This is a genomic window from Pseudomonas sp. PDM01 (assembly GCF_014852325.1).
Lineage (GTDB): Bacteria > Pseudomonadota > Gammaproteobacteria > Pseudomonadales > Pseudomonadaceae > Aquipseudomonas > Aquipseudomonas migulae.
On record NZ_JACVBK010000008.1, the window covers coordinates 297041 to 320656 of the forward strand.

The 23616-nt window shown below is 60.0% G+C and carries 27 protein-coding genes; 14 read left to right on the plus strand and 13 right to left on the minus strand.

The window, feature by feature from the left end:
- Positions 1-18: 18 nt before the first annotated feature.
- Positions 19-825 (minus strand): TatD family hydrolase, encoded by an 807-nt coding sequence (locus tag IB246_RS21245; RefSeq protein ID WP_008041192.1) that lies wholly within the window; start codon positions 823-825, stop codon positions 19-21.
- A 235-nt stretch (positions 826-1060) separates the two neighbouring features.
- On the opposite strand from IB246_RS21245, the gene IB246_RS21250 reads away from it, so the two are divergent.
- From IB246_RS21250 to IB246_RS21260, 3 genes are all read left to right on the plus strand, one after another.
- Positions 1061-2482: a transglycosylase SLT domain-containing protein gene (locus IB246_RS21250; protein WP_008041189.1), complete on the plus strand. Its 1422-nt coding sequence runs from the start codon at positions 1061-1063 to the stop codon at positions 2480-2482.
- Positions 2483-2587: 105 nt separating this feature from the next.
- Complete coding sequence (locus IB246_RS21255) at positions 2588-3022, plus strand: DoxX family protein (protein WP_008041186.1); 435 nt, start codon at positions 2588-2590, stop codon at positions 3020-3022.
- 248 nt (positions 3023-3270) lie between these two features.
- Positions 3271-3579, plus strand: a complete 309-nt coding sequence (locus IB246_RS21260) for a hypothetical protein (protein ID WP_008031878.1) — start codon at positions 3271-3273, stop codon at positions 3577-3579.
- 3 nt (positions 3580-3582) lie between these two features.
- Here IB246_RS21260 and greB read toward each other — a convergent pair whose 3' ends face one another.
- From greB to IB246_RS21275, 3 genes are read right to left on the minus strand one after another with little or no spacing between them, the layout of a single operon-like run.
- Positions 3583-4080 (minus strand): transcription elongation factor GreB, encoded by a 498-nt coding sequence (gene greB / locus IB246_RS21265; RefSeq protein WP_008031876.1) that lies wholly within the window; start codon positions 4078-4080, stop codon positions 3583-3585.
- 34 nt (positions 4081-4114) lie between these two features.
- Positions 4115-6619, minus strand: coding sequence for an ABC transporter permease (locus IB246_RS21270; RefSeq protein WP_008041185.1), 2505 nt, complete (start codon positions 6617-6619; stop codon positions 4115-4117).
- The gene (locus IB246_RS21275) at positions 6619-7302 is read right to left on the minus strand and encodes an ABC transporter ATP-binding protein (RefSeq protein ID WP_008041184.1); all 684 of its coding nucleotides are present in this window, start codon (positions 7300-7302) and stop codon (positions 6619-6621) included. The genes IB246_RS21270 and IB246_RS21275 overlap by 1 nt, the downstream gene beginning before the upstream one ends.
- A gap of 10 nt (positions 7303-7312) precedes the next feature.
- On the opposite strand from IB246_RS21275, the gene IB246_RS21280 reads away from it, so the two are divergent.
- From IB246_RS21280 to IB246_RS21290, 3 genes are all read left to right on the plus strand, one after another.
- Positions 7313-7918, plus strand: coding sequence for an arylesterase (locus tag IB246_RS21280; RefSeq protein ID WP_008041183.1), 606 nt, complete (start codon positions 7313-7315; stop codon positions 7916-7918).
- 56 nt (positions 7919-7974) lie between these two features.
- Positions 7975-8268 (plus strand): hypothetical protein, encoded by a 294-nt coding sequence (locus IB246_RS21285; RefSeq protein ID WP_003226812.1) that lies wholly within the window; start codon positions 7975-7977, stop codon positions 8266-8268.
- Positions 8269-9318: 1050 nt separating this feature from the next.
- Complete coding sequence (locus IB246_RS21290; RefSeq protein WP_008031383.1) at positions 9319-10290, plus strand: L,D-transpeptidase family protein; 972 nt, start codon at positions 9319-9321, stop codon at positions 10288-10290.
- A gap of 123 nt (positions 10291-10413) precedes the next feature.
- Here the strand turns inward: IB246_RS21290 and oprI are convergent, their stop codons facing one another.
- Entirely contained in the window at positions 10414-10665 is a 252-nt protein-coding gene (gene oprI, locus IB246_RS21295; RefSeq protein WP_003172710.1) for an outer membrane lipoprotei OprI, read from the minus strand.
- 644 nt (positions 10666-11309) lie between these two features.
- Between oprI and IB246_RS21300 the strand changes: the two genes are divergently transcribed.
- A complete protein-coding gene (locus tag IB246_RS21300) occupies positions 11310-11597 on the plus strand; it encodes a GNAT family N-acetyltransferase (protein ID WP_008031384.1) in 288 nt (95 codons plus the stop codon).
- Between the two features lie 60 nt (positions 11598-11657).
- Here IB246_RS21300 and IB246_RS21305 read toward each other — a convergent pair whose 3' ends face one another.
- Positions 11658-12734, minus strand: coding sequence for a 3-deoxy-7-phosphoheptulonate synthase (locus IB246_RS21305; RefSeq protein ID WP_008031386.1), 1077 nt, complete (start codon positions 12732-12734; stop codon positions 11658-11660).
- A 162-nt stretch (positions 12735-12896) separates the two neighbouring features.
- A complete protein-coding gene (locus IB246_RS21310; RefSeq protein ID WP_008040526.1) occupies positions 12897-13340 on the minus strand; it encodes a PilZ domain-containing protein in 444 nt (147 codons plus the stop codon).
- Between IB246_RS21310 and IB246_RS21315 the strand changes: the two genes are divergently transcribed.
- The 5 genes from IB246_RS21315 to cysB all read left to right on the plus strand — a co-directional run bounded on the left by IB246_RS21315 (position 13339) and on the right by cysB (position 17295).
- On the plus strand, positions 13339-13725 hold the full coding sequence (locus IB246_RS21315) for a thioredoxin family protein (protein ID WP_032832541.1): 387 nt from the start codon (positions 13339-13341) through the stop codon (positions 13723-13725). The two genes, IB246_RS21310 and IB246_RS21315, sit on opposite strands and share 2 nt — an antisense overlap.
- On the plus strand, positions 13722-14678 hold the full coding sequence (locus IB246_RS21320; RefSeq protein ID WP_008040528.1) for a putative 2-dehydropantoate 2-reductase: 957 nt from the start codon (positions 13722-13724) through the stop codon (positions 14676-14678). The genes IB246_RS21315 and IB246_RS21320 overlap by 4 nt, the downstream gene beginning before the upstream one ends.
- Before the next feature lie 25 nt (positions 14679-14703).
- Positions 14704-15609, plus strand: coding sequence for a 5'-nucleotidase (locus tag IB246_RS21325; RefSeq protein ID WP_008031392.1), 906 nt, complete (start codon positions 14704-14706; stop codon positions 15607-15609).
- 94 nt (positions 15610-15703) lie between these two features.
- Positions 15704-16207 (plus strand): universal stress protein, encoded by a 504-nt coding sequence (locus tag IB246_RS21330; RefSeq protein WP_008031396.1) that lies wholly within the window; start codon positions 15704-15706, stop codon positions 16205-16207.
- 113 nt (positions 16208-16320) lie between these two features.
- Positions 16321-17295, plus strand: a complete 975-nt coding sequence (gene cysB, locus IB246_RS21335) for an HTH-type transcriptional regulator CysB (RefSeq protein WP_008031398.1) — start codon at positions 16321-16323, stop codon at positions 17293-17295.
- Positions 17296-17302: 7 nt separating this feature from the next.
- Here cysB and IB246_RS21340 read toward each other — a convergent pair whose 3' ends face one another.
- Positions 17303-17785 (minus strand): GreA/GreB family elongation factor, encoded by a 483-nt coding sequence (locus IB246_RS21340; protein WP_008031400.1) that lies wholly within the window; start codon positions 17783-17785, stop codon positions 17303-17305.
- A gap of 2 nt (positions 17786-17787) precedes the next feature.
- Entirely contained in the window at positions 17788-18198 is a 411-nt protein-coding gene (locus IB246_RS21345) for a hypothetical protein (protein ID WP_008040529.1), read from the minus strand.
- 124 nt (positions 18199-18322) lie between these two features.
- On the opposite strand from IB246_RS21345, the gene earP reads away from it, so the two are divergent.
- Positions 18323-19480, plus strand: coding sequence for an elongation factor P maturation arginine rhamnosyltransferase EarP (gene earP / locus IB246_RS21350; protein ID WP_008040530.1), 1158 nt, complete (start codon positions 18323-18325; stop codon positions 19478-19480).
- Between the two features lie 48 nt (positions 19481-19528).
- Positions 19529-20098, plus strand: a complete 570-nt coding sequence (locus IB246_RS21355) for an elongation factor P (RefSeq protein ID WP_007943632.1) — start codon at positions 19529-19531, stop codon at positions 20096-20098.
- Positions 20099-20266: 168 nt separating this feature from the next.
- Here IB246_RS21355 and IB246_RS21360 read toward each other — a convergent pair whose 3' ends face one another.
- The 4 genes from IB246_RS21360 to IB246_RS21375 all read right to left on the minus strand — a co-directional run bounded on the left by IB246_RS21360 (position 20267) and on the right by IB246_RS21375 (position 23540).
- On the minus strand, positions 20267-21283 hold the full coding sequence (locus IB246_RS21360; protein WP_008031407.1) for an alpha/beta hydrolase: 1017 nt from the start codon (positions 21281-21283) through the stop codon (positions 20267-20269).
- 32 nt (positions 21284-21315) lie between these two features.
- Positions 21316-21735, minus strand: a complete 420-nt coding sequence (locus tag IB246_RS21365) for an organic hydroperoxide resistance protein (RefSeq protein ID WP_008031409.1) — start codon at positions 21733-21735, stop codon at positions 21316-21318.
- Positions 21736-22052: 317 nt separating this feature from the next.
- Positions 22053-22514 (minus strand): MarR family winged helix-turn-helix transcriptional regulator, encoded by a 462-nt coding sequence (locus IB246_RS21370; RefSeq protein WP_008031411.1) that lies wholly within the window; start codon positions 22512-22514, stop codon positions 22053-22055.
- A 69-nt stretch (positions 22515-22583) separates the two neighbouring features.
- Positions 22584-23540: a LysR family transcriptional regulator gene (locus IB246_RS21375; RefSeq protein ID WP_008031414.1), complete on the minus strand. Its 957-nt coding sequence runs from the start codon at positions 23538-23540 to the stop codon at positions 22584-22586.
- Between the last annotated feature and the right edge of the window lie 76 nt (positions 23541-23616).

Below are 23616 nucleotides of genomic sequence, written 5' to 3' on the forward strand. Positions count from 1 at the left end.
CCTACAGTTGATTGCGTTTCAGTCGATCACTGGCAGTCCGTAAAAAGCCCGCGCACAGGCAGTGCTGTGGGCCGCCAGCTCTTCCTCGCTTTCCCCGCGATGCAACGCCACTTCCCGCAACACTTCAGTCAGGTATGCCGGTTCGTTGCGGCCATTTTTCGGCTTTGGCCGCAAGCTGCGCGGCAGCAGATACGGTGCATCGCTCTCCAGCATCAACCGCCCGCGTTTGATTTCTTTCACCAACGGATGCAAATGCGTGCCCCGACGCTCGTCGCAGATCCAGCCGGTGATGCCGATGTGCAAGTCCAGGTCGAGGTAGCTGAACAGCGCCTTCTTTTCGCCGGTGAAGCAATGCACCACGGCGGCCGGCAATTGGTCGCGGTAATCGCGCAGGATTTCCAGCAAGCGCTGACTGGCATCACGTTCGTGGAGAAACACCGGCAGTTGCAGATCGACCGCCATCGCCAAGTGTTCTTCGAGGACTTTTTCCTGTTGCGGACGCGGCGAGAAATCGCGATTGAAATCCAGCCCGCATTCACCCACCGCCACTACGTTCGGCTCTTTGAGCAAACTGCGCAGACGCCGGGCGCTGTCGGCGTTCCAGTCGCTGGCTGCGTGAGGGTGAATGCCGGCGGTGGCGAACAGCCGTTGCGCCGTGTCATCCAATTGCCGGCACAGCTCCAGCGCCTGTTCGCTGCCTTCGACATTGGTGCCGGTGAGCACCAATTGGCAGACTCCGGCGGCATAGGCGCGGTCGAGTACAGCCTGGTGTTTGTCGGCAAAACTGGGGTTGGTCAGGTTGACGCCGATATCGATGAGTTGCATGGTGCTACCTCGGACCAAAGGCCGGAAAGCATATCAGAGCTGTAGATTTATAAGAAAAGCCAAGAACTACAACGAGTTAAAGCTGTCTTTTGATGCCGCGAGACAAGCTGGGGTGGTCAGCATGCCATCACTGTGCCAGTCTTTCGCACTTTGCCAGCGCTCAAGGCGCTCTGTTTCTGTCGTTCGATTTCAAACATTTTTTTGAAATTGGCCCAGTATTCTTTCCGGAGAGTGGATGACGCGTCCCTCGATTTTGTTACTGCTGTGTGGTTCGTTGCTGCTGCCGATGCCGGCGGTTGCGCGGCTGGCCGGCCCGCTGCAAGCCGTGCCGGCGGCCCAGGTGCGTGACCTGCAGGAAATCCGCAGCAGCCGTGTGCTGAAGGTGCTGGTCAACCAGAGCCGCAACAGCTCCGGCGAAGTCCAGGGCCAGGCCATCGGCGTCGAATACCATCGCTTGCGTGCCTTCGAGCAATACCTCAATGGTCATGCCCGTGACGGTCAGGAAGTGACGCTCAAGATCATTCCCAAAGCCAAGGATCAACTGCTCGGCGCGTTGCAGCGCGGGGAGGGGGATCTGGTTGCACCGGGCGAGTTGCTCGATCTGCAACCGGGCTACGCTGTCAGCACCAGCGAACCGATTGCCAGCGACATTCCTCTGGTCCTGGTCGGAATCAAGGGCGAGAAACGCTACACCCGCCTCGAACAACTGTCCGGTAAAACCCTGGCGCTACCCACCGGCAGCGCCGCCGGTGACGCGATCAGTCAGATCAATCAAAAGCTTGCCTTGCACAAACTGGCACCGGTGAAGATCGAGTGGGTCGATCCGAGCCTGGCGGTCGAAGACGTGCTGGAAATGGTTCAGGGCGGGATTTTTCACCTGACCATCGTCGAGCAGCCGATTGCCGAACGCTGGGGCAAGATCCTGCCCAAGTTGCGTTTCGATCGGCAGGTGCTGATCAGCGAGCCGGGGGAAGAGTTCTGGTTCGTACGCCGCGATGCCTCGATGCTGCGGGCGAGCATCGATCGCTTCCTGATCGGGTACAAAAAGCCTTCGGATCAGGACGCGGCGTTCCTGCGCATCTATCGTCGCCTCTATCAAGTGCATTACCCACTGGCCAAGACTGATCGCCAGCGCCTGGAAAAACTCAGACCGGTATTGCAGAAACACGCCGATGCCCAAGGCATGGATTGGTTGAATCTGGCGGCATTGGCCTTCAAGGAGTCCGCGTTGCAACCCCGCGCACGAAGCGGCGGTGGCCCCACTGGCCTGATGCAGATCACTCCGTCCGCGGCCCAGCGGGTAGGGGTCAACAACATTCAGGACCTCGATGCCAATGTGCAGGCCGGGGCCAAATACCTGGCGATGATCCGCCGCAAGTTTTTTGCCAGCCCCAAACTCAACGAGCGTGAGCGCATGGCGTTCGTGCTGGCGGCTTACAACATCGGGCCGGAGCGGGTTCAGGGCATGCGCGCCGAGGCGCGTCGGCGAGGCTTGAATCCCAATCAATGGTTCTTCCAGGTCGAGCGCATCGCCATGGAGCAGGTGGGAATGGGACCTGTCAGCTATGTTAATAGCGTGAACAAGTATTACTTGGCGTTCGATCGGGAGCGGGAGTCGTTGGAGCCCCAGGGGCAGAAAGTAGCCTTAAGGAAGTGATCGAATAAACTGATTGTTATGGCGAAAAATTTGCGCTTTTAGCATTTAATTTATTGATTAATATAGCGGCCAACCAACACACAAACACACAATGGATGACACAGCATGAGCTCACTGATCAACAAGGTACTGTTTACCCGCGCTGGCTACGGCCTGACTGTCCTGCGGATCTTCGTCGGCATCATCTTCGCGGCCCACGGCTCGCAGAAACTCTTCGGCGCTTTCGGCGGCTACGGTCTGGCGGGCACCGCGCAGTACATGGAAAGCATCGGCCTGGCACCGGGTTACCTGATGGCCACGTTGGCCGGTGGTACCGAGTTCTTCGCCGGTCTGGCCTTGATCATCGGCTTGCTGGTCCGCCCGGCGGCACTCGGCCTGACGTTCCTGTCGCTGGTCGCCATCTTCAGCGTGCATATCAGCAACGGTCTGTTCATGGCCAACAACGGTTATGAATTCGCCCTGGCCCTGCTGGGTGGCAGCGTCGCGGTGCTGTTCGAAGGCGCCGGCAAGCTGTCGGTTGATCGCGCCATCGCTGGTTGATCGCTCTGGCTCAACGAAAAGGCCCGCATTGCGCGGGCCTTTTTTGTTGTGCGTCATTCTTGACACTGTCCGGTCAGCTTCTCTAGGATGCTGCTCATGCGCCGATTTAAACAGCTACTTGCGGGGCGCCAGGTGACTCATTCAGTTGCCGATAGAAGCTTGAAACAGGCTTCGAAATACCGCTAAAGCGCTGGTTCGGTGTTGCCTCTCACCTGCCATGCAGACTTTTGAGGCAGAGACACGACACGATGAATGCACTAAACCCCGTTGTACGCCCCGCGCCGATCACGGCACATCTGACCCAGCGCAATCCAAAAATCCTGCTTGGCGGCAAACATCAGCCGACGCTCCTGCGTTACCTCGATGGTTGGCCACGTCGCACCGGTGGGCCCGCAGCTTTCCTGATCCAGTTTGTCGAAGACGGTGAGTCACTGGCGCGTTTTGCCAGCGACAGTTTCGACCTGGCGGTGATTCAGTCGCCCGCCCTTGAAGACGCGCCAGAGATGATCAGGCAACTAACGCGCGTCGCCCGGCAAGGGCTGATCACCCGCCGTTAAGGCTTATGGGTAATCAATCGCCACGATATACACGCACTGTTCGCCGGTAGGCGTCTGGACCCGAACTTCGGCGTCCAGTGCCTTGCCGATCAGGGCGCGAGCCAGCGGTGAGTCGATGCTGATCAGGCCCAGTTTCAAGTCCAGTTCATCCGGCCCGACGATGCGGTAGCGCGACTCTTTGCCGTCCTCGTCTTCGATGGTGACCCAGGCCCCGAAGTAGACTTTGTTCGGATCGCTGGGTTTTTCGCTGACCACCTTGAGCGCTTCCAGGCGCTTGGTGAGAAAGCGCACGCGACTGTCGATTTCGCGCAGCATCTTTTTGCCGTAGGTGTATTCGGCGTTCTCGGAGCGATCACCCTGCGCCGCGGCCTCGCTGACCGATTGCGTGACCTGCGGTCGGCGCACATGCCAGAGCTCATGGAACTCGGCCCGCATCCGCGCTTCACCTTCAGGGGTGATCAGCGCGGTGCCAGCGGTGCGGGGAGGGCGATAACGGCTCATGGCAACTTCTTGTGGTTGAGAAGGGTTGAGTCTATCAACCCTCGCGCAAGACTGTCAGGGGGCTGGCGTTCAAGGCACGTCGGGTGCCAAACACGCCGGCACCGCCGATCAGCACGGCGCCGATCAGTGGCAACACCAGCAGCCACGGATGCGGGTGCCACGGCAAGTCGAAGGCGTAACGGTACAGCACCAGGCTCACCAACTCCGAGCCCAGTGCCGCCAGCAACCCGCTGACCGCGCCAAGCAGGCCGAACTCGATCCGTCGGGCCTTGACCAGCAACTGGCGCTCGGCTCCCAGTGCCCGCAACAATGCGCCTTGGCGAATGCGTTCATCCAGCGTGGCTTGCAGGCCCGAGAACAACACCGCCATCCCCGCCGCCAACACAAACAACAACACGTATTCCACTGCCAGGGTGACCTGGGCGAGGATGCTGCGCAGCTGCGCCAGCAAGGCTTCGACTTGCAGAATGGTCACCGCCGGGAAGGCGCGGGACAGGTCGACGATCTGCTGGTCGTGGCCCGCCGCCAGATAGAAACTGGTCAGGTAGGTCGCTGGCAGATCCTTCAATGTGCCGGGCTGGAAAATCATGAAGAAGTTCGGCTGGAAGTTGTCCCAGTTGATCTCCCGCAGGCTGGTGACCTTCGCTTCGCGATTGACCCCGCCGACAGTAAAGACCAAGTGATCGCCGAGCTTGAGCTTCAGGCTCTCGGCGACTTTGCCTTCCACCGACACACCGGGAACGTCGTCCGGCGCCTGGTCGCCCCACCAGTTGCCGGCGGTGAGTTTGTTGCCGGCCGGCAGGTCTGCCGCCCAGGTCAGGCTGAGGTCGCGCTGAATCGCCCGATCACCGGCCGAGTCCTTGCTGACGATGTCCTGCACCGGTTCGCCATTGATGCTGATCAATCGCCCCGGCACCACCGGGTACAACGGCGCCGATTGTGCCGACAGTTCGATCAGGCGATCGGTGAATGCCTGTTTTTCCGCCGGCAGGATGTTCAGCGCGAAGTAATTCGGCGCGTTTTTCGGCAACTGGTTTTGCCAGGTGTCCAGCAATTCGCCGCGCAGCAAAGCGATCAGCGCCATGGACAGCAGGATCAGACCGAAGGCCAGCGATTGGCCGGCTGCTGCCAGTGGATGACGCAGCAGTTGACCCAGGCCGAGACGCCACGGCAACGAAGCGCGCGCGAGCATCCGGCGCAGGCTCTTCAGTAGCAGCAACAGCAGGCCGCCCAGCACCAGCGCCGCGATCACGCCGCCGCCGAGCAGGGCGAAGGTCAGTACCAAATCCAGGCTCAGGCGCCACATGATCAGCCCGAGAGCGCCCAGTGCAGCGCCGTAGACCATCCAGGTGCTGGAAGGAATCGGCAGCATGTCGCGACGTAATACGCGCAGAGGTGGGACCCGACCCAACGCAGCCAGTGGCGGCAAGGCAAAACCGGCCAGCGCCACCAGTCCGGTGCCGATCCCGGCGATGGCCGGAAGCAGGCCGCCCGGTGGAACATCGGCCGGCAACAAATCATGCAGCAGCGCGAACAACCCGAGTTGCGCCAGCCAGCCGAGCAAGGCGCCGCTGATGCTGGCCAACAGTCCGAGAACCGTCAGCTGCAAACTGAACAGCACCATGGTTTCCCGACGGGACAGCCCGAGACAGCGCAACAGTGCACTGGCATCGAAGCGGCGGGTGGCGAAGCGCGTCGCCGACAGCGCCACCGCGACACCGGACAACAGCACCGCGACCAGACTCGCCATGTTCAAGTAGCGCTCGGCTTTGCCGAGTGCGCCGCCGATCTGCCGGTTGCCATCGCGGGCGTCTTGAATGCGTTGATTGGCGGCGAGGCCGGGTTTGATCAATTGACGGTAGGTTTCCAGCGCTTCGGCCTTGCCGCGCCAGAGTTCGCGGTAGCTGACGCGGCTGCCGGGCTGCACCACGCCGGTCGCCGCGAGATCGCTGAGGTTGATCAGCACCCGTGGCGTCAGGCTGTAGAAGTTGCCGGCGCGATCCGGTTCATAGGTCAGTACACGCGCAAGTTTCAGGGTGCGCATGCCGACGTCGATGCTGTCGCCGATCTTCAAGTCCAGCGCGGTCAGCAGTCGCGCTTCAACCCAGGCTTCGCCGGGTTTCGGTCCGCCTCCGGATTCTTCCGCAGCGAAGGGCGCGGCGGCGCTTTTCAGCTCGCCGCGCAGTGGATAGACGTCGTCGGCGGCCTTGATGCTGGACAGCTGAATGCCATTGTCGGTGGCGATTACGCTGGAGAACTCCACCACCTGCGCATGTTCGAGGCCCAGATCCGCGCCGCTTTTGATCTGTTCGGGTCGCGCCGGCGAACTGCCTTCGAGCAGCAGGTCGGCGCCGAGAAACTCGGTGGCGCGCAGCATCATGGCGCCATTCAGGCGGGCGCCGAAGTAACCGATGGCGGTACTCGCCGCCACCGCTACCAGCAAAGCGAAGAACAACACCCGCAGCTCACCGGCGCGGGCGTCGCGCAGCAGTTGGCGGATGGCGAGACTGAACAGGCGCAACAGCGGCAGGCGTGCCATCAAGGCTCCAGAGGGGCGACCAGCAGGCCGGCTTCAAGGCGGATCAGGCGCCGGCAACGATGTGCCAGGCGTTCATCGTGGGTCACCAGCACCAGGGTCGTGCCGCGTTCCTTGTTCAGTTCGAACAACAGATCGCTGATGCGCTCGCCGGTGTGGCTGTCGAGGTTGCCGGTGGGTTCGTCGGCGAACAGCACATCGGGCTCGGCGGCAAACGCACGGGCAATCGCCACGCGTTGCTGCTCGCCACCGGAGAGCTGGCGGGGCGAGTGGGTCAGGCGTTGGCCCAAACCGACCCGTTGCAGCAATTCGGTGGCGCGCTCACGGGCGTCTTTGCGGCCATCGAGTTCCAGCGGCAGCATGACGTTTTCCAGGGCGTTGAGGCTGTCGAGCAGCTGGAATGATTGAAAGACAAAACCGACGTGTTCGGCGCGAATGCGTGCGCGTTGGTCTTCATCGAGATTGCTCAGGCCCTGGCCTGCGAGGGTGACTTCACCGCTGCTCGGCAAGTCGAGGCCGGCGAGCAGGCCGAGGAGGGTGGATTTTCCCGAGCCGGACGCGCCAACGATGGCCAGGCTGTCGCCCTTGTTCAGTTCCAGGCTGAGTTCGTGCAGGATAGTCAGATCACCTTCCGCGCTGGGAACCACTTTGCTGAGGTCCTTCGCGGTGAGAATGCTTGCGCCCATGGAGAATCCGATGCGAGTGTGGTTTTTGAGTGCTGGCCTGGCCTTGATGTGCATGGCCCAGAACGCAGCGGCGGGTACTGTCCTGATCGTTGGCGATAGTATCAGCGCCGGTTTCGGACTGGATACCCGCGAGGGGTGGGTGTCGCTGCTTGAGCAACGGCTCAAGCGCGAAGGTTTCGACGATAAGGTGGTCAATGCGTCCATCAGCGGCGACACCAGCGCCGGAGGCCGGGCGCGCCTGCCTGCGCTGCTTGCAGAGCATAAACCGGAGTTGGTGATCCTCGAGTTGGGTGGCAATGACGGGCTGCGCGGAATGCTGCCAACACAATTGCAACAAAACCTTGCAGCGATGATCAACAGCTCCAAGGCCAGTGGCGCCAAAGTGCTACTACTCGGCATGCAACTGCCACCCAATTACGGTGCGCGCTACAACAAGGTCTTCGCTGAGGCTTTCAGCAACGTCGCCGCCGAGAAAAAAATCCCGCTGGTGCCGTTTTTCCTCGAGGGCGTGGGCGGGCATCCTGAGCTGATGCAGTCAGACGGCCTGCACCCGGCTGCGGGCGCTCAGGACAAGTTGCTGGAAAATGTCTGGCCGACACTGAAACCGCTGCTTTGACGCTTTTCTAGCGGCGGTGTTTCGGCTAAGGTGGCGCCCCCGATTTGGAGCCCCCGATGCCGCGTCCCGCCTGGTCACTTTTTGCCTATCAACTGATCGAGCCTGACGAACAGCTGGATCTGTTCGCCTGCCAGGAAGTGCGGGTACATCTGGTGACCCGTCAGCTGGAGCTGGGCGGCTCGGCCGATCGCACCTTGTGCGGAAGTCTGCTGCCCGCGCAACCGCGCTGGTCGAGCGTTGATCGCCGGGTGTTCCAGGACCAGCGGCTGTGTTCGTTGTGCCGGGCCATTCTGGAGTCGCAAAAACGCGGTACTTCGCCGATCTGGCCGGAGCTGCGGTTCGAGCTTTGATGGCTTGATGTGGGGTTGGGTTGGGTTGGGTTGGGGGCATATCCGTTTTTGCGGTAACGGCCACTTATGGTTTCGCCCTTACGGCGAGTCACTTTGGAAAAGCCCCAAAGTAACCAAAGGGCTCTTGCCCCTTTCGTTCGGTGGCTCGCTAATGCTCGCCATACCCTCGCTCCGGTCCTGCTCCGTGGGCCCGCCGCCATCGGCCATCCATGGCCGGGGGCGGCTAACCCGGCATCCATGCCGGGTTGCCCACTGCGCAGAACCTCCACTCGGCCTCTCGAGGGGGCTACTACCGCCACAGCCGCCGAGGCGGCCTGAAAGCCGACCTGGCTCTTTTGATGTCCGCGTTCTCCTTTTCTACTGCGTTCACTCATTCCGGACATGTGCCCCCCCTGTAGGAGCCGGCTTGCTGGCGATAGCGTCAGTCCAGCCAATAAATGCGTCGACTGATCCACCGCTATCGCCAGCAAGCCGGCTCCTACAATGGATTGGGTTCACACGACTCAAAATTGTAGGAGCCAGCTTGCTGGCGATGGACGTCAACGATAACGCTGGGTGTCTGAATGAGCGCGTCGCCCCGACGTTTTTCGCCGGCAAGCCGGCTCCTACAGGGAATCCCATACGCTTTTGATTTTCACCACTCATCAGGCCGAGCGTTAGCTCGCCTTCCGCTTTTGATCTGAGCGCCCCCTCGAGAGGCCGAGTGGAGGTTCTGCGTAGTGGGCAACCCGGCATGGATGCCGGGTTAGCCGCGCACGGCCAAGGATGGCCGATGGCGGCGGGCCCACGGAGCAGGACCGGAGCGAGGGCATGCCGAGCCTAGGCGAGGCACCGAACGAAAGGGGCAAGAGCCCTTGGTTACTTGGGGCTTTTCCAAGTGACTCGCCGTAAGGGCGAAACCATTAGCGGCCGTTACCGCAGAAACGGATATGCCCCCTGAAAAAATATCGCAGCCAATTCACGCTCTATCGGTGTCACTCCCCGAATACCAGAGCGCCAGTGTACAATTGCGTTCTTAAACCCCAGTCGATTATGCGAAGGATTTTCCGGATGTTGCCGCGCTTTCCTGCCGTCACCCGCTGCCTGACTCTTGCCGCCCTTTGTGTGGCTGGCCCCGTAGCAGCATTGGAGCTACCCCTGCCACCGCCCGGTGAAGACATCATCGGCCAGGTGCAAGTGATCAAGGCCAAGTACGAAGACACCTTCGCCGACCTTGGCACCACCTACGATCTGGGCTACTCGGAAATGGTCGCGGCCAACCCGGGCGTCGATCCATGGTTGCCGGGTGCCGGCACCGAGATCGTGCTGCCGACGCGCTTCATCCTGCCGCCAGGCCCACGTGAAGGCATCGTCATCAACCTGGCTGAATACCGCCTCTACTACTTCCCGAAAGGCCGGAACGTGGTCTACACCTTCCCGCTGGGTATCGGTCGTGAAGGCTGGGGTTCGCCGATTGCCCACACCAGCATCGTTGCGAAGACGCCGAACCCGACCTGGACGCCTCCAGCGTCGATCAAGGCCGAGCACGCCGCTGACGGCGATCCGCTGCCGAACGTCGTGCCGGCCGGCCCGGACAACCCGCTGGGCCCGTTCAAGTTCACCCTGGGCACACCGGGCTACCTGATCCACGGTTCGAACAAGAAGTTCGGCATCGGCATGCGCACCAGCCACGGCTGCTTCCGCATGTTCAACAACAACGTGCTGCAAATGGCAGGCATGGTGCCGGTCGGCACGTCAGTGCGCATTCTCAACGACCCGTACAAGTTCGGTGTAAGTGGCGGCAAGGTGTATCTGGAAGCGCACACGCCGCTGGACGACAAGGGCAACCCGTCGGTCGTCGACAAGCACACGGCTGTGATCAACGCGATGCTCAAGCGCGAAGACATCACCAACAACCTGCGCATGAACTGGGATGTGGTGCGTGATGTGGTTGCCGCTGAAGATGGCCTGCCGGTGGAAATCGCCGTGCCGAATACTTCTGCGCCGATGGTGACGAGTGCACCGATCGATCCGTTGCAGTAAGGCTTGAACAGAACCCGCCGGCGCTGAGAGCGTCGGCGGGTTTTTTATTGCCTGGACAAACGCCGGGCAATAAAAAAGCCGACCCAAAAAATGGGTCGGCTTGATAACAACCCCGAAGGATTATTACTTGCGGCTAGCTTTTTCCAGCATGCGCAGAGCACGCTCGTTAGCTTCGTCAGCAGTCTGTTGTGCTTTTTGAGCAGCAGCCAGAGCTTCATCAGCTTTACGGTAAGCTTCGTCTGCACGAGCCTGGGAGCGAGCAGCTGCGTCTTCAGTAGCGGTCAGACGTGCTTCGGTTTCTTTCGATACGCTGCTGCAACCGGTAGCCAGAACTGCGGCCAGAGCCAGAGCAGAGAATTTCAGAACGTTGTTCATCGTGTTCCCCTTCAAGGACTTTCAATTAAATTAGCTGTCTCCTCAGAGTGAGGAAATAGCCGGCGTACATACTACCCATTACTTGTCGTAAGTAAACTGACGTAAAGCAAGAAGCAAAAAAAATTGTAGGCGTTGATTCTTTTTCGAGCAACTTTTACTTGCGATTGATTAAAAAATATCCAGCTGCAAGGCCCGAGCTGAGCGAGTTGGCACGAAAAAGTTCCCGGAGGCAGGACTGTTTTTCCCATCTTGGCTAAAGTCTGTCTAGATGGATTCGTCTACACTTTTGTTCGGAATTTGCGCGGCACCTCTCAAACTCTTTCGCCTAGTTGAGGTGACTTAATAGAGGGACGCTCGTCTTAAGTCTCAACATCCGGCAATGTTCAGGCTATCGACCCGCAGAGCGCTTCGGTCGAGCCGTCCCTGCGTAACCCGGAGCAGCACCCGCCCAACCCCGCGTGATGACGAGCGCACCTTGAGCATTTCTGCCAATGGTGCCTACTATTTGATACGTGCTCGGTTGCGCGAGATCGGTGCAGCTCTTCTCGGTGTCCATTCAGGCACGGGGGTGGCGTAGATGTTCCTTCGCCGGAAAAACATCGGTAAGGTAGGGGTCAGAATTCAAGACCCGCAGAGGAGTTGTGATGAGCGAGGCGTTGTCCATCAACCATGACCAGGCAGGTCATCAGTTCGAGACCAATGTGGACGGTCATCGTGCCTACCTGACCTATATGGATCTGGGGAAACAGACTCTGGATATCTATCGCACCTTCGTGCCCAACGCATTGCGTGGTCGCGGCATTGCGGCAGCCTTGACCGAGAAGGCGCTGGAGTACGCCGAGGAAATGGGCTACACCGTGATTCCATCGTGTTCCTACGTGGAGCGCTACATGGAGCGCCACCAGCGGCATGCGGCCAAGCTGAGCCAGTAAAACGAACGCATAAAAAAACGCCGGGTTAAGCCCGGCGTTTTTGTGTGCGCTGAACAGTGATCAGGTGCGATCACGTTTAGGCAGCACATCCTTGAGCTTGGCGTGCATGCTGCGCAAGGTGTTTTCGGTGGCGGACCAGTCGATGCAGGCATCGGTGATCGACACGCCGTATTGCAGGTCGGCGAGGTCTTTCGGGATCGCCTGGCAGCCCCAGTTCAGATGACTTTCGACCATCAGGCCGATGATCGACCGGTTGCCTTCGAGGATCTGGTTGGCGACGTTCTCCATCACCAGCGGTTGCAGGGCCGGGTCCTTGTTGGAGTTGGCGTGGCTGCAATCGACCATGATGTTCGGCTTGATCTTCGCTTTGTTCAGCGCTTGTTCGCACAGTGCGACGCTGACCGAATCGTAGTTCGGCTTGCCGTTGCCGCCGCGCAGCACCACGTGACCGTAGGCATTGCCCTTGGTGGTAACGATCGACACGCCACCTTCCTGGTTGATCCCCAGGAAACGATGCGGGCTGGAAACCGATTGCAGGGCGTTGATCGCAACGGTCAGGCCGCCGTCGGTGCCGTTCTTGAAGCCGACCGCCGAGGACAGGCCGGAAGCCATCTCACGGTGAGTCTGGGATTCGGTGGTGCGCGCGCCGATGGCCGACCAGCTGATCAGGTCCTGCAAATATTGCGGAGAGATCGGGTCAAGGGCTTCGGTCGCGGTCGGCAGGCCCATTTCGGCCAGGTCCAGCAGCAACTGACGACCAATGTGCAGACCGTCCTGAATCTTGAAGGAGTCGTCCAGGTACGGGTCGTTGATCAAGCCTTTCCAGCCGACAGTGGTGCGTGGCTTCTCGAAATACACGCGCATGACCAGATACAGCGTATCGGACACTTCCGCGGCCAGCACTTTCAGGCGCTCGGCGTATTCGTGGGCAGCCTTGATGTCGTGGATCGAGCACGGCCCGATGACGACAAACAGGCGGTGGTCGGTGCCATCAAGAATGTTGCGAATGACTTCGCGACCCTTGGTGACGGTGCGCAGGGCAGCGTCGCTCAGAGGGATATCACGCTTGAGCTGGTCAGGAGTGATCAGCGTCTCGTTGGAGGCGACGTTTAGGTCGTTGATCGGTAAATCAGCCATCGTTTACTCGTCAGGTCACGGGTGCCGGCCGCCAGCGAACCCGCGCGGCGGAGCACAGCAAATTAAGCGCGTCGGGGAGCGGAACCTTAGCGCGTTACACCGTGGCTCGACAATGGGCAGACAGCGGTTTAAGGGCCATTCGCAACGAATTGATGACGTCCCTTAATCCAGCACCGCCTGCGAAAATGCCTTGCGAACCGTGTCGTGGGAGAACTCGTCGGCGTGCTGCTGGACCCATTCGAGGGCCAGCGCCTGGGTTTCCTGCAGGTCGTCGTGGGCGTCATGCAAGCGACAGTAACGCTCGATCTGACACACCTGTTCGCCCATTCGGGCGCTGAACATCATCTGCTCGTCAACAAAGGCAATGCCTACCAGGTAGCCGCGCTTGCGTCGCAAGCACCAGGCCACGTAGCCCAGAAAACGCATATCGGGGTTCAAGGTCGGCATGCGTACTTCCAGCGCGGTACCGTGACGCCAGGCGCGGTGGTAATTGCAAGCCATGCCCCCGAGGCTGATAGTGTGCAGCTGTTGCCGTGAAATACACTCAGGTTTTAGCAACGTTAATTCGACGGGTACATCGTCAGGATGAGGAATAAAACGTCCCATGAGCACGGACTCCATGTGTCGGCCATCTGACATTGTTTCCCCCAGTATAGTGGTCGAATTGGCACTGACCGATTTCGACGCCGACCAACGGTTGCTGGCGATGAGCGGCGTTTCGCTGGTTGTTTTTACCAGCGTCGGCTGCGCCAGTTGCCGTTTTGCCCGAGAGCAATTGCCCAGGCTCGATCTGGATGTCGATCGCTTGTGCTGGATCGATGCCGGGGACAACGGCGGGGTGGTCGAGCGTTATCAGGTCTTTCATTTGCCGGCGCTGTTTGTGGTGCGCGACGGTGAGTTCTTCGGGGCACTAAAATCACGCCTGACCGCTACCGAGCTGAATGAGGCCGTAGGTCAGGCGTTGACGAGAACAGCAGAGGAGTTGCCATGACGGCTGCAGTTGCCAAACCGACCATCGGTATTATCGGAACCGGTGCGATCGGCGGGTTTTACGGGGTCATGCTGGCGCGTGCCGGTTTCGATGTGCATTTTCTGCTGCGCAGCGAGTTTTCGGCGGTGGCCGAGCACGGACTTCACATCGACAGTGCACCACACGGCGCGCTGACGTTGAATCCGGTTCAGGCCTATTCGTCGGCCGAAGACATGCCGCCCTGCGACTGGTTGCTGGTGGGCGCCAAGACCACCAGCAATGCCGGTCTGGCGCCGGCGATCATTCAAGCCGCAGCGCCGAATGCCAAGGTACTGCTGCTGCAAAACGGCCTGGACGTCGAAGACAGTCTGCGGTCATTGCTTCCCGATACGCTGCACCTGCTCGGCGGGCTTTGTCTGATCTGCGTGCATCGCACCGGCCCGGGCGCGATCACCCATCAGGCCCTCGGCGCGGTGAACGTCGGCTACCACAGTGGCCCCGCTGGCGATGAGCCGGCGCGCATGGCGATCGTCGAGGAGGGCGCCGGGTTGTTCCGCAGCGCCGGCATCGATTCCCAGGCCATGGCGAACCTGCAACAGGCGCGTTGGCAAAAACTGGTCTGGAATATTCCTTACAACGGCCTCTCGGTTCTGCTTGGGGCGGGCACCACAGCGTTGATGGCCGACGCCGACAGCCGCGAACTGATCAAGGCCTTGATGGCCGAAGTGGTCTTGGGCGCGAAGGCTTGCGGTCACGACATGCCGGCCGGTTATGCCGATTATCTGTTCATGATGACCGAGAAAATGCCGGACTACTGGCCGAGCATGCACCACGACTTTTTGCACAAGCGACCGCTGGAACTGGCGGCCATTTACGCCCGGCCACTGGCGGCGGCCAAGGCTGTCGGGTGCGAATTGCCGCGAATCGACGCGTTGTATCGCAGTTTGAGTTTTATCGATCGACGCAACACCTGAGTCGATCAACCCGAGGGGGAAGGGCATGGCAAAGACGATTGACGACAAACTGGTACTGGCGATTTCTTCGCGTGCGCTGTTCGACCTGAGCGAAAGCCACAAGGTTTATCTGTCGAGCGGCGTCGAGGCCTATCGGCAATATCAGATCGAACACGAAGACGAAATCCTCGAGCCCGGCGACGCATTCCCTCTCGTTGAAAAACTCCTGAACCTGAACGCCAGCCTCGGCCGCGCCAGGGTCGAGGTGATCCTGGTGTCGCGCAACAGTGCCGACACCGGGCTGCGGGTGTTCAACTCGATTCACCATTACGGGCTGGCGATTTCGCGCGCGGCATTTGTCGGCGGGCGCAGTCCCTATCCGTACCTCAAGGCGTTTGGCTGCGACCTGTTCCTCTCGACCCATGCCGAAGACGTGCGCAGTGCGCTGGATGCCGGGTTCGCGGCGGCGACCATTCTGTCGGGCGGCGCCAGCCGTGCGGCCAGCGATGAATTGCGGATTGCCTTCGACGGTGACGCCGTGCTGTTTTCCGACGAGTCGGAGCGGGTTTATCAGGCGGGCGGCCTTGAAGCGTTCCAGGCCAGCGAACGCGAAAGCGCCCGCGAGCCCTTGCGCGGTGGGCCGTTCAAGGGCTTTCTCGCGGCGCTCAATCTGTTGCAGCGCGAGTTCCCGGAGGACGACTGTCCGATCCGTACCGCGCTGGTCACCGCGCGTTCCGCACCGGCTCATGAACGGGTGATTCGGACCCTGCGCGAGTGGGATATTCGCTTGGACGAATCGCTGTTTCTGGGTGGCCTGACCAAGTCCGCTTTCCTTGAAGCCTTTGCCGCTGACGTGTTTTTCGACGATCAGGCCGGCCATTGCGAGTTGGCTCGCGAGGTGGTCGCTACCGGCCATGTGCCGCATGGCATAAGCAATGAGCAAAAGGTTTAAGCCCGCCGTTCAACGCGTTACGCGGGACGTCGCACTCGCCAAGGCACTGCTAAGCTGAATCAATCTCCGCCATGTTGGCACTCGAGGAGGTCATATGATTCGTTCGATGCTCTATGCCACTGACCTCGGCCTGTACGCCCCTTTGGTGATGCAGCATGCCCTGGAGCTGGCTCGAACATTCAATGCCGACCTGTATGTGGTGCACGCGGTTGAACCCATGGGGCTGTTTGCCGAATCGGTGCTTCAGAGTTACCTCGATGAGCAGGCGCTGAACGAGTTTCACAGTCAGGGCCTGAACACCGTGATCGCCAATATCGAGCAGCGCGTGCTCGACAGTTTTCGTGAAGAACTGGGGGATGAAGGGGAGCAGGATCTGGAGCGGATACAAGCGGTGCGGGTGCTTCAGGGCGATCCGTCGCAGGTGATTCTCGAACAGGCGCAGAAACTCTCCGTGGATTTGTTGATCGTAGGTAGTCATAGCCATGGTGCTGGTGCGGAAACGCCTTTGGGGCGGACCGCAGCGCGGGTGTTGCAGTTGGCTCGGGTCCCGGTCTATCTGGTGCCGCTGGTGGAACGCCGTCGCCAAGGGGACCGCTAGTCCACGAATAGTGGCAGTTTGATAAAAAAGTTCTAGATTTATTCTTCAAACCATTAATATAGTTATATACCGTCGCTGATGCCCGTGGCGTCTACCTGCTTTGAGGGATTCATATGAAGCTTCAACAATTGCGCTACATCTGGGAAGTGGCGCACCACGACCTCAACGTTTCCGCTACAGCCCAAAGCCTTTACACCTCGCAACCGGGCATCAGCAAGCAGATCCGTCTGCTGGAAGACGAATTGGGCGTCGAGGTTTTTGCTCGCAGCGGCAAGCACCTGACCCGCGTCACCCCGGCCGGCGAGCGCATCATCACCACCGCCGGCGAGATCCTGCGCAAGGTTGAAAGCATCAAGCAGATCGCCCAGGAATTCTCCAACGAGAAGAAAGGCACCCTGTCGATCGCCACCACGCACACCCAGGCGCGTTATGCGTTGCCGCCGGTGATCAGCAATTTCATCAAGCAATACCCGGACGTTGCGCTGCACATGCACCAGGGTTCGCCGATGCAGATCGCCGAAATGGCCGCTGACGGCACTGTCGATTTCGCCATCGCGACTGAAGCGCTGGAGCTGTTCGGTGATCTGGTGATGATGCCGTGCTACCGCTGGAACCGCTGCGTGGTCGTGCCTCAGGGCCACCCGTTGACCAAGCTGTCGAAGCTGACTCTCGAAGCGCTGGCCGAATACCCGATCGTGACTTACGTGTTCGGTTTCACCGGCCGTTCGAAACTCGACGAAGCCTTCAGCCATCGCGGCCTGACGCCGAAAGTGGTGTTCACCGCCGCCGACGCCGACGTGATCAAGACTTACGTTCGCCTGGGGTTGGGCGTGGGCATCGTGGCGAAAATGGCGGTCGATACCAAGCTCGATAATGACCTGGTGGTGCTCGATGCCAGCGAATTGTTCGAATCCAGCATCACCAAAATCGGTTTCCGTCGCGGCACCTTCCTGCGTGGCTTCATGTGCGACTTCATCGAGAAGTTCGCCCCGCACCTGACCCGCGAAGTCATGGCCAAAGCCATTCAGTGCCACAACAAGCAGGAACTGGAAGAGCTATTCGACGGCGTCGAACTGCCGGTTCATTGATCTCCCGCTAAACCACCTCGGTAACAGAAAACTGTTGCCGAGCACCCGCCACCAGAATCTCCACCTCGTCCCCTTCGAACTTGCCCAGCAGGCTTTTGCCCAGCGGCGAGCGAGGGGTGATGACGGTAATCCACTGCCCCACCAGATCGACCTTCAAACCCGCCGCGTCGGGCGCCAGGAACAGCCATTGCTCACGTCCCTTTTCGTCTTCGAGACCGAGCAGGGCGCCGACTTCGATGCCGCGCTGATCGTCATAAGGCCGCAGCGTCAGGTTCTGGCACAGCGTCAGTGACTGCCTGATTTCCTCCACGCGCTTTGCCTGCCCGGCTGCCAGATATGACGCCTCCAGGCCCAGGGTGTCGTACTTGTTTTCGGCGATGTTTTCTTCGTGGGTCGCCGTTTCGTAAGCGGTTTGCGCGGCACGCTCGGCAATGTCGAGATCAATCCGCAGCTTGTCGATAATCAGTTGGTGGACGGTTTGCTTATTCATGATCAATCGCAGAATTGCAGGACATTGGCGCGGCTTTTTTCGCTCGGTGCGGTGCGGTCCTGTTGCAGCCAGAACTGGCAATTGGGGTTCGACAGATTGCGGTTGCTGCTGCGCGCCTGATCCAGCCGTTGTGCCTGTTCGTTCTTGCGCAGGTTCTCTTCGTACTGCTGGAACATCGGGCTCTGCGGCGGAATGTCCGGCACCGGTTGCACCACTACCGGCGGCTTGGCCAATTGCTCCACCGCTTGCGCGACGGGCGCCAGTTGCTCGCTGAACAACAGGCGCGAGGCGAGCCAGCAGGTCAGTGCGATCGCGAGGAAACCCAGCCACAATCCGAGGGCGATACTGCCCGTCAGTTGCAGGGCATTAAGCTGGATCGGCAAGCGGCGGCGCGGATTGGGACGGTAGGGCATGACTGCCTCCTGGCGGGTGGTCGCGGGCGAGTGGCGATTGTCGCATGAAGATTAATCGCCGTCGGCTCTTCTGCACGGGGTAATTTATGCGGACAATCGGCGCCTTTGCCAACGGGAGCCCGGAATGCCTGAACTGCCTCAAATGAAAAACCGCAGGCGCTGGGATATTTTTTGCACCGTGGTCGATAACTTTGGCGACATCGGTGTGACCTGGCGCCTGGCCCGCCAATTGGTGGCCGAACATGCGATGGACGTGCGTTTGTGGGTCGATGATTTGCGGGCCTTCGAGCGTTTGTGCCCAGCCATTGATCTCAATCTTCCACAGCAGTGGCAGGAGGGGGTCGAGGTGCGTCAGTGGACGGCCGACTGGCAGCCGACTGACGCGGCTGATGTGGTGATCGCCGCGTTCGCCTGCCAGTTGCCGAGTGCTTACATGGAGGCCATGGCGGCGCGGGAGAAACCGCCGCTGTGGTTGAACCTCGACTACCTGAGCGCTGAGGATTGGGTCGTTGGCTGCCACGGCTTGCCGTCGGTGAAGTACAAAAATGTGCAGAAATTCTTTTTCTTTCCGGGGTTCCAAAAGGGCACCGGTGGCTTGCTGCGTGAAAGCGGATTGCTGGAACGGCGTCGGCAGTTTCAGCAAGACCCGAAGGCTCAGCGCGCATTCCTGCAAGGTTTAGGGATTGATCGGGCGCAAGGCGCGCAGTTGATTTCTCTGTTCGCCTACGAAAATGCCGGCCTGGCCAGTTGGCTGGATGTCCTGGCCGCAGATTCCGTGCCCACGCATCTGCTGGTGCCCGAAGGGCGGATTCTCGGTGATGTCGAGCGTTGGCTCGGTGTCGAGGGTTTGGCGGCTGGCGCGGTGCATGTGCGCGAGTCATTGACCGTGCAAGTGCTGCCGTTCGTCCGACAGGATCAATACGATCACCTGCTTTGGTGCTGCGATTTCAACGCCGTGCGCGGCGAAGATTCGTTTGTCCGCGCGCAATGGGCAGGGCGGCCGCTGCTCTGGCACATCTATCGGCAGGACGAAGACATTCACCTGGACAAGCTCGAAGCCTTCCTCACGCTCTACACAAAAGGCCTGTCTGCGCCTGCCCGCGAGGCGATCAGCGGTCTTTGGCGAGAGTGGAATGCCGGGCATGATATGTCCGACCATTGGGCTACGACCCGTAAACACTGGCCAGAACTGCAAAAACACGCCGAAGCGTGGTGTCTGGAACAGGCTTTGCAGGCTGATCTTGCCGCAGCGCTGGTACAGTTTTACCTAAATTGGATATGATACGCGGCCTAGATTTTTGTAAATCCCATCCAAATTCGGATATTCGCAATGAAAACTGGTAAAGAACTGAAACCCGGTACCGTGATCCGTCTCGAAAACGATCCATGGTTGGTTCAGAAAGCTGAATTCACCAAATCCGGTCGTAACAGCGCGATCATGAAGACCAAGCTGAAAAACCTGCTGACCGGTTACAAGACCGAGATCGTTTACAGCGCTGACGACAAACTGGACGACGTAATCCTCGACCGCAAAGAAGCGACCCTGTCCTTCATCAGCGGCGACACCTACACGTTCATGGACACCACCGACTACACCATGTACGAACTGAACGCTGAAGACATCGAAGCCGTTCTGCCTTTCGTTGAAGAAGGCATGACCGATGTTTGCGAAGCGATCTTCTTCGAAGAGCGTCTGGTTTCCGTAGAACTGCCGACCACTATCGTGCGTCAGGTTGACTACACCGAAGGTTCCGCTCGCGGCGACACTTCCGGCAAGGTAATGAAGCCTGCCAAACTGAAGAACGGTACCGAGCTGTCGGTTGCTGACTTCATCGAAATCGGCGACATGATCGAGATCGATACCCGCGAAGGCGGTTCCTACAAAGGCCGTGCTAAATAAGCACTGCTTCAGGAATGAAAAAGCCCGACCATTGAGTCGGGCTTTTTTGTGCCTGCCAGAAACACGCTGACTGGGAAAACGCCGCAAAACCTGTAGGAGCCGGCTTGCTGGCGATGGCGATTTTGAAGACGCCATCGCCAGCAAGCCGGCTCCTACAGGTGAGTGGTGTTATTTCTTCAGGTGTTGCTTCAGTTCTTCGGACGCTTGCAGCATTGCGGAGCGAACCGCTGGCACCTGGCTCACTACGTTCAGCAAACCGTAATCGTGAATCATGCCGTTGTAACGCACCGCCGTGACCGGCACACCCGCCTCATCCAGTTTGCGCGCATAGGCTTCACCCTCATCGCGCAACACATCAGCACCGGCCGTCTGCACCAGCGCAGGTGGCAAGCCCTTGAGTTGTGCGGTGGTCGCCCGCAGCGGTGAAGCGTAGATCTCGTTACGTTGCTTGGCGTCGGTGGTGTAGTTGTCCCAGAACCACTTCATCATGTTTTTGGTGAGGAAGTGCCCCTCGGCAAACTGGTTGTAAGACGCGGTTTCAAAGCTGGCGTCGGTCACTGGCCACAACAGCACCTGGAACTTGATCGCCGGGGTGCCTTTATCTTTGGCCATCAGCGCAACCACGGCCGCCATGTTGCCGCCGACACTGTTACCGGCCACGGCCAGTCGCTTGCCATCGACGTTGATCTCTTTGCCGTGCTCGGCCACCCATTTAGTGGCCGCGTAAGCCTGGTTGATCGCCACCGGGTAATGCGCTTCCGGCGACGGGGTGTAATTGACGAACACCGCCGCTGCCCCCGAACCCGTGACCAGATCCCGAACCAGCCGCTCGTGGGTCGGGAAATCCCCCAGCACCCAGCCGCCGCCGTGGAAGAACATGAACACCGGCAGCTCGCCTTTGACCCCGGCCGGCCGGACGATGGTCAGGCTGAGCGGTTGGCCGTCGACTTGAATGGTCTTCTGGCTGACGTCTGCTTTTGGCAGCGTCAGTTTCACCCCGGCTTGCGCGCCGACCAAAATGGCCCGGGCATCTTTCGGTGAAAGCTGTTCCATCGGTTTGCCGGTGCCGGCATTCAGGACATCGAGGAACGCCTGGGTGTTGTGTTCAACCCCGTCGCCCGCGAATGCGCTGTGGATGGACAGGGCGAGAAGGGTACCGGTCAAGACTTTGCTGAAAGTGTTCATGTTCGTTTCCTGTTCGGTCTTGGAGTCGACGGTTAGACGGTCACGTGCAGGCGCACTTCGACGTTGCCGCGGGTGGCGTTGGAGTACGGGCAGACCTGGTGGGCCGCGTCGACCAGGGTTTGCGCATCGGCTTGTTCAAGACCCGGCAGGCTGATGTGCAGATCGATGTCCAGACCGAAGCCGCCAGGAATCTGGCCGATGCCGACGTGGGCAGTGATCGAGGCGTCGGCCGGGATGCTGCGTTTGGTCTGGCTGGCAACGAATTTCAGCGCGCCGATGAAGCAGGCCGAGTAACCGGCAGCGAACAGTTGTTCCGGGTTAGTGGCCGCGCCGCCAGCACCACCGAGTTCTTTCGGGGTCGCGAGTTTGACGTCGAGGATGTTGTCGCTGGAAACCGCACGACCGTCACGGCCGCCAGTGGAGGTTGCGATTGCGGTGTAGAGAGTTTGCATGATGTAGGCCTCGTTTCAGGTTTGTATGGTTTGCGCTAAATGTTTGCGCGCTAAGTAAGTGCGAGATGAATGTATCGCGCTAATATTTAGCGCGCAAGATAAATTTTTAAAAAAGTTTCCCTGAAAGCATGCGCAGGGTATGCATTCGGCGGGGAGAGGCTTGATGTAGAGGCTTTGGTGTGGGAGTAACAGGCAGGAATTTTTTTGTGGCGTCGAGGATGCTTTCGCGGGCAAGCCTCGCTCCTACAGACCGCACATGACCTGTAGGAGCGAGGCTTGCCCGCGAAGAACGATAACGCGATCTATCAGGTGATCGCTTAAAGGCTGTCCTGCAGATTACTGCGCAGCACTTGCAGCTCCGCTTGCAGTTTTTGCAAGCGCTCAAGCGTCATGCCGCTGGCGCCGAGGATGCACTGGGGCACGCCGCGCGCCTTGTCCCGCAACGCGCGACCCTGTTCAGTCAGCTCGACAATCACCACTCGCTCGTCCTCGCGGCTGCGAGTGCGGCTGAGCAAGCCTTCGACTTCCAGGCGCTTGAGCAATGGGGTCAGCGAGCCGGGATCGGTCAGCAAGCGCGTGCTGATTTCGCCTACGGTCAAACCGTCCCGTTCCCACAACACCATCATCGCCAGGTACTGCGGATAGGTCAGGCCCAGCGCTTGCAGCAGCGGCTTGTAGACCTTGGTCATCAGCAGTGAAGTGGAATGCAGGGCGAAGCAGGCCTGGTTGTCCAGCAGCAGGTCGTCGCAGTTATCCGTGGTGTCGCGTTCGGTGTTCATCTCAAAGCCTTGATCAGTGATCTTCATGAATCTAGCGGGCGAATCTTTAATGCGCCAGATAATTCTGACCTAGTGCCGGTCCAGATTGGTTCGCAGCGCCAGATCCCATGGCGGGACAGGGCTGAAGCGGACTTTCAGGTACTCCAGCAATAAACGACTCCTCGGGTTGGGTTGCTGCTCCAGGCGCAACGCATAGATGCCGGTGGTTTCCGGCGGTGGCAGGCCGTGTTCACAGAACAGCGGCAGCAGTTCGCCGCGCAACAGGTATTCGCTGGTCAGCCAGGTCGGCAAGTGCGCGATACCGAGCCCGGCCAGCGCACCGCAGACCAGCGCCTCGGCATTGTTGGCGCTCATGCGGATGCGCCCGGGACGATGCAAATGCATTTCTGCGTTTTGCTCGAAGCGCCAGGCAAATGGCGGCGCCAGGCCATCCCAGTCGAGACCGTCGTGATCACTCAACTGCGCCGGATCGGTCGGCACGCCTCGGCGTTGCAGGTATGCGGGGCTGGCGCAGGCGATGCGCACCATGCTCGCCAGCGGCGTGGCCACCAGCCGGGTGTCGGCCATTTGCCCGGCGCGCAGCACCAGATCGACCTTGCCCAGATTCAAACCCTGCATGTCGACAAAACTGTCGATCAGGTGCAGTTGCACGTCGAGGCCGGGGTACAGCATCAGAAAATCAGCGATCACCGGCGCCAGATGCCGTCGGCCGAACGCGGCCGGCGCGTCGATCCGGATCAAGCCTTCCGGCGCGCTGCTCAGGGACACTGCCTCGGCGCGGGCCAGTTGCAATTCCGCCACGATCCGCCGCGCACGCTCGGCAAACGCCACGCCGGCCGGGGTCGCTCGGACGGCATGGGTGCTGCGAATGAACAACTGGCTGCCGACCGCGCTTTCCAGGCTATCGATGCGCCGCGCCACGGCCGAAGGGGTCAGTGGATGACGGCGAGAGGCAGCGGAAAAGCTGCCGGTTTCCAGCACATCGAGGAACAGCCCGAGTTGTTCGGTCAATTGATTAGGGTTCATGGCGTATTAATGCTTGTGCGAAGTTGGCACAGCCATTGTGCGTTGCTGTGCGTTTCCCCGCCAGCGCCGACTGCGT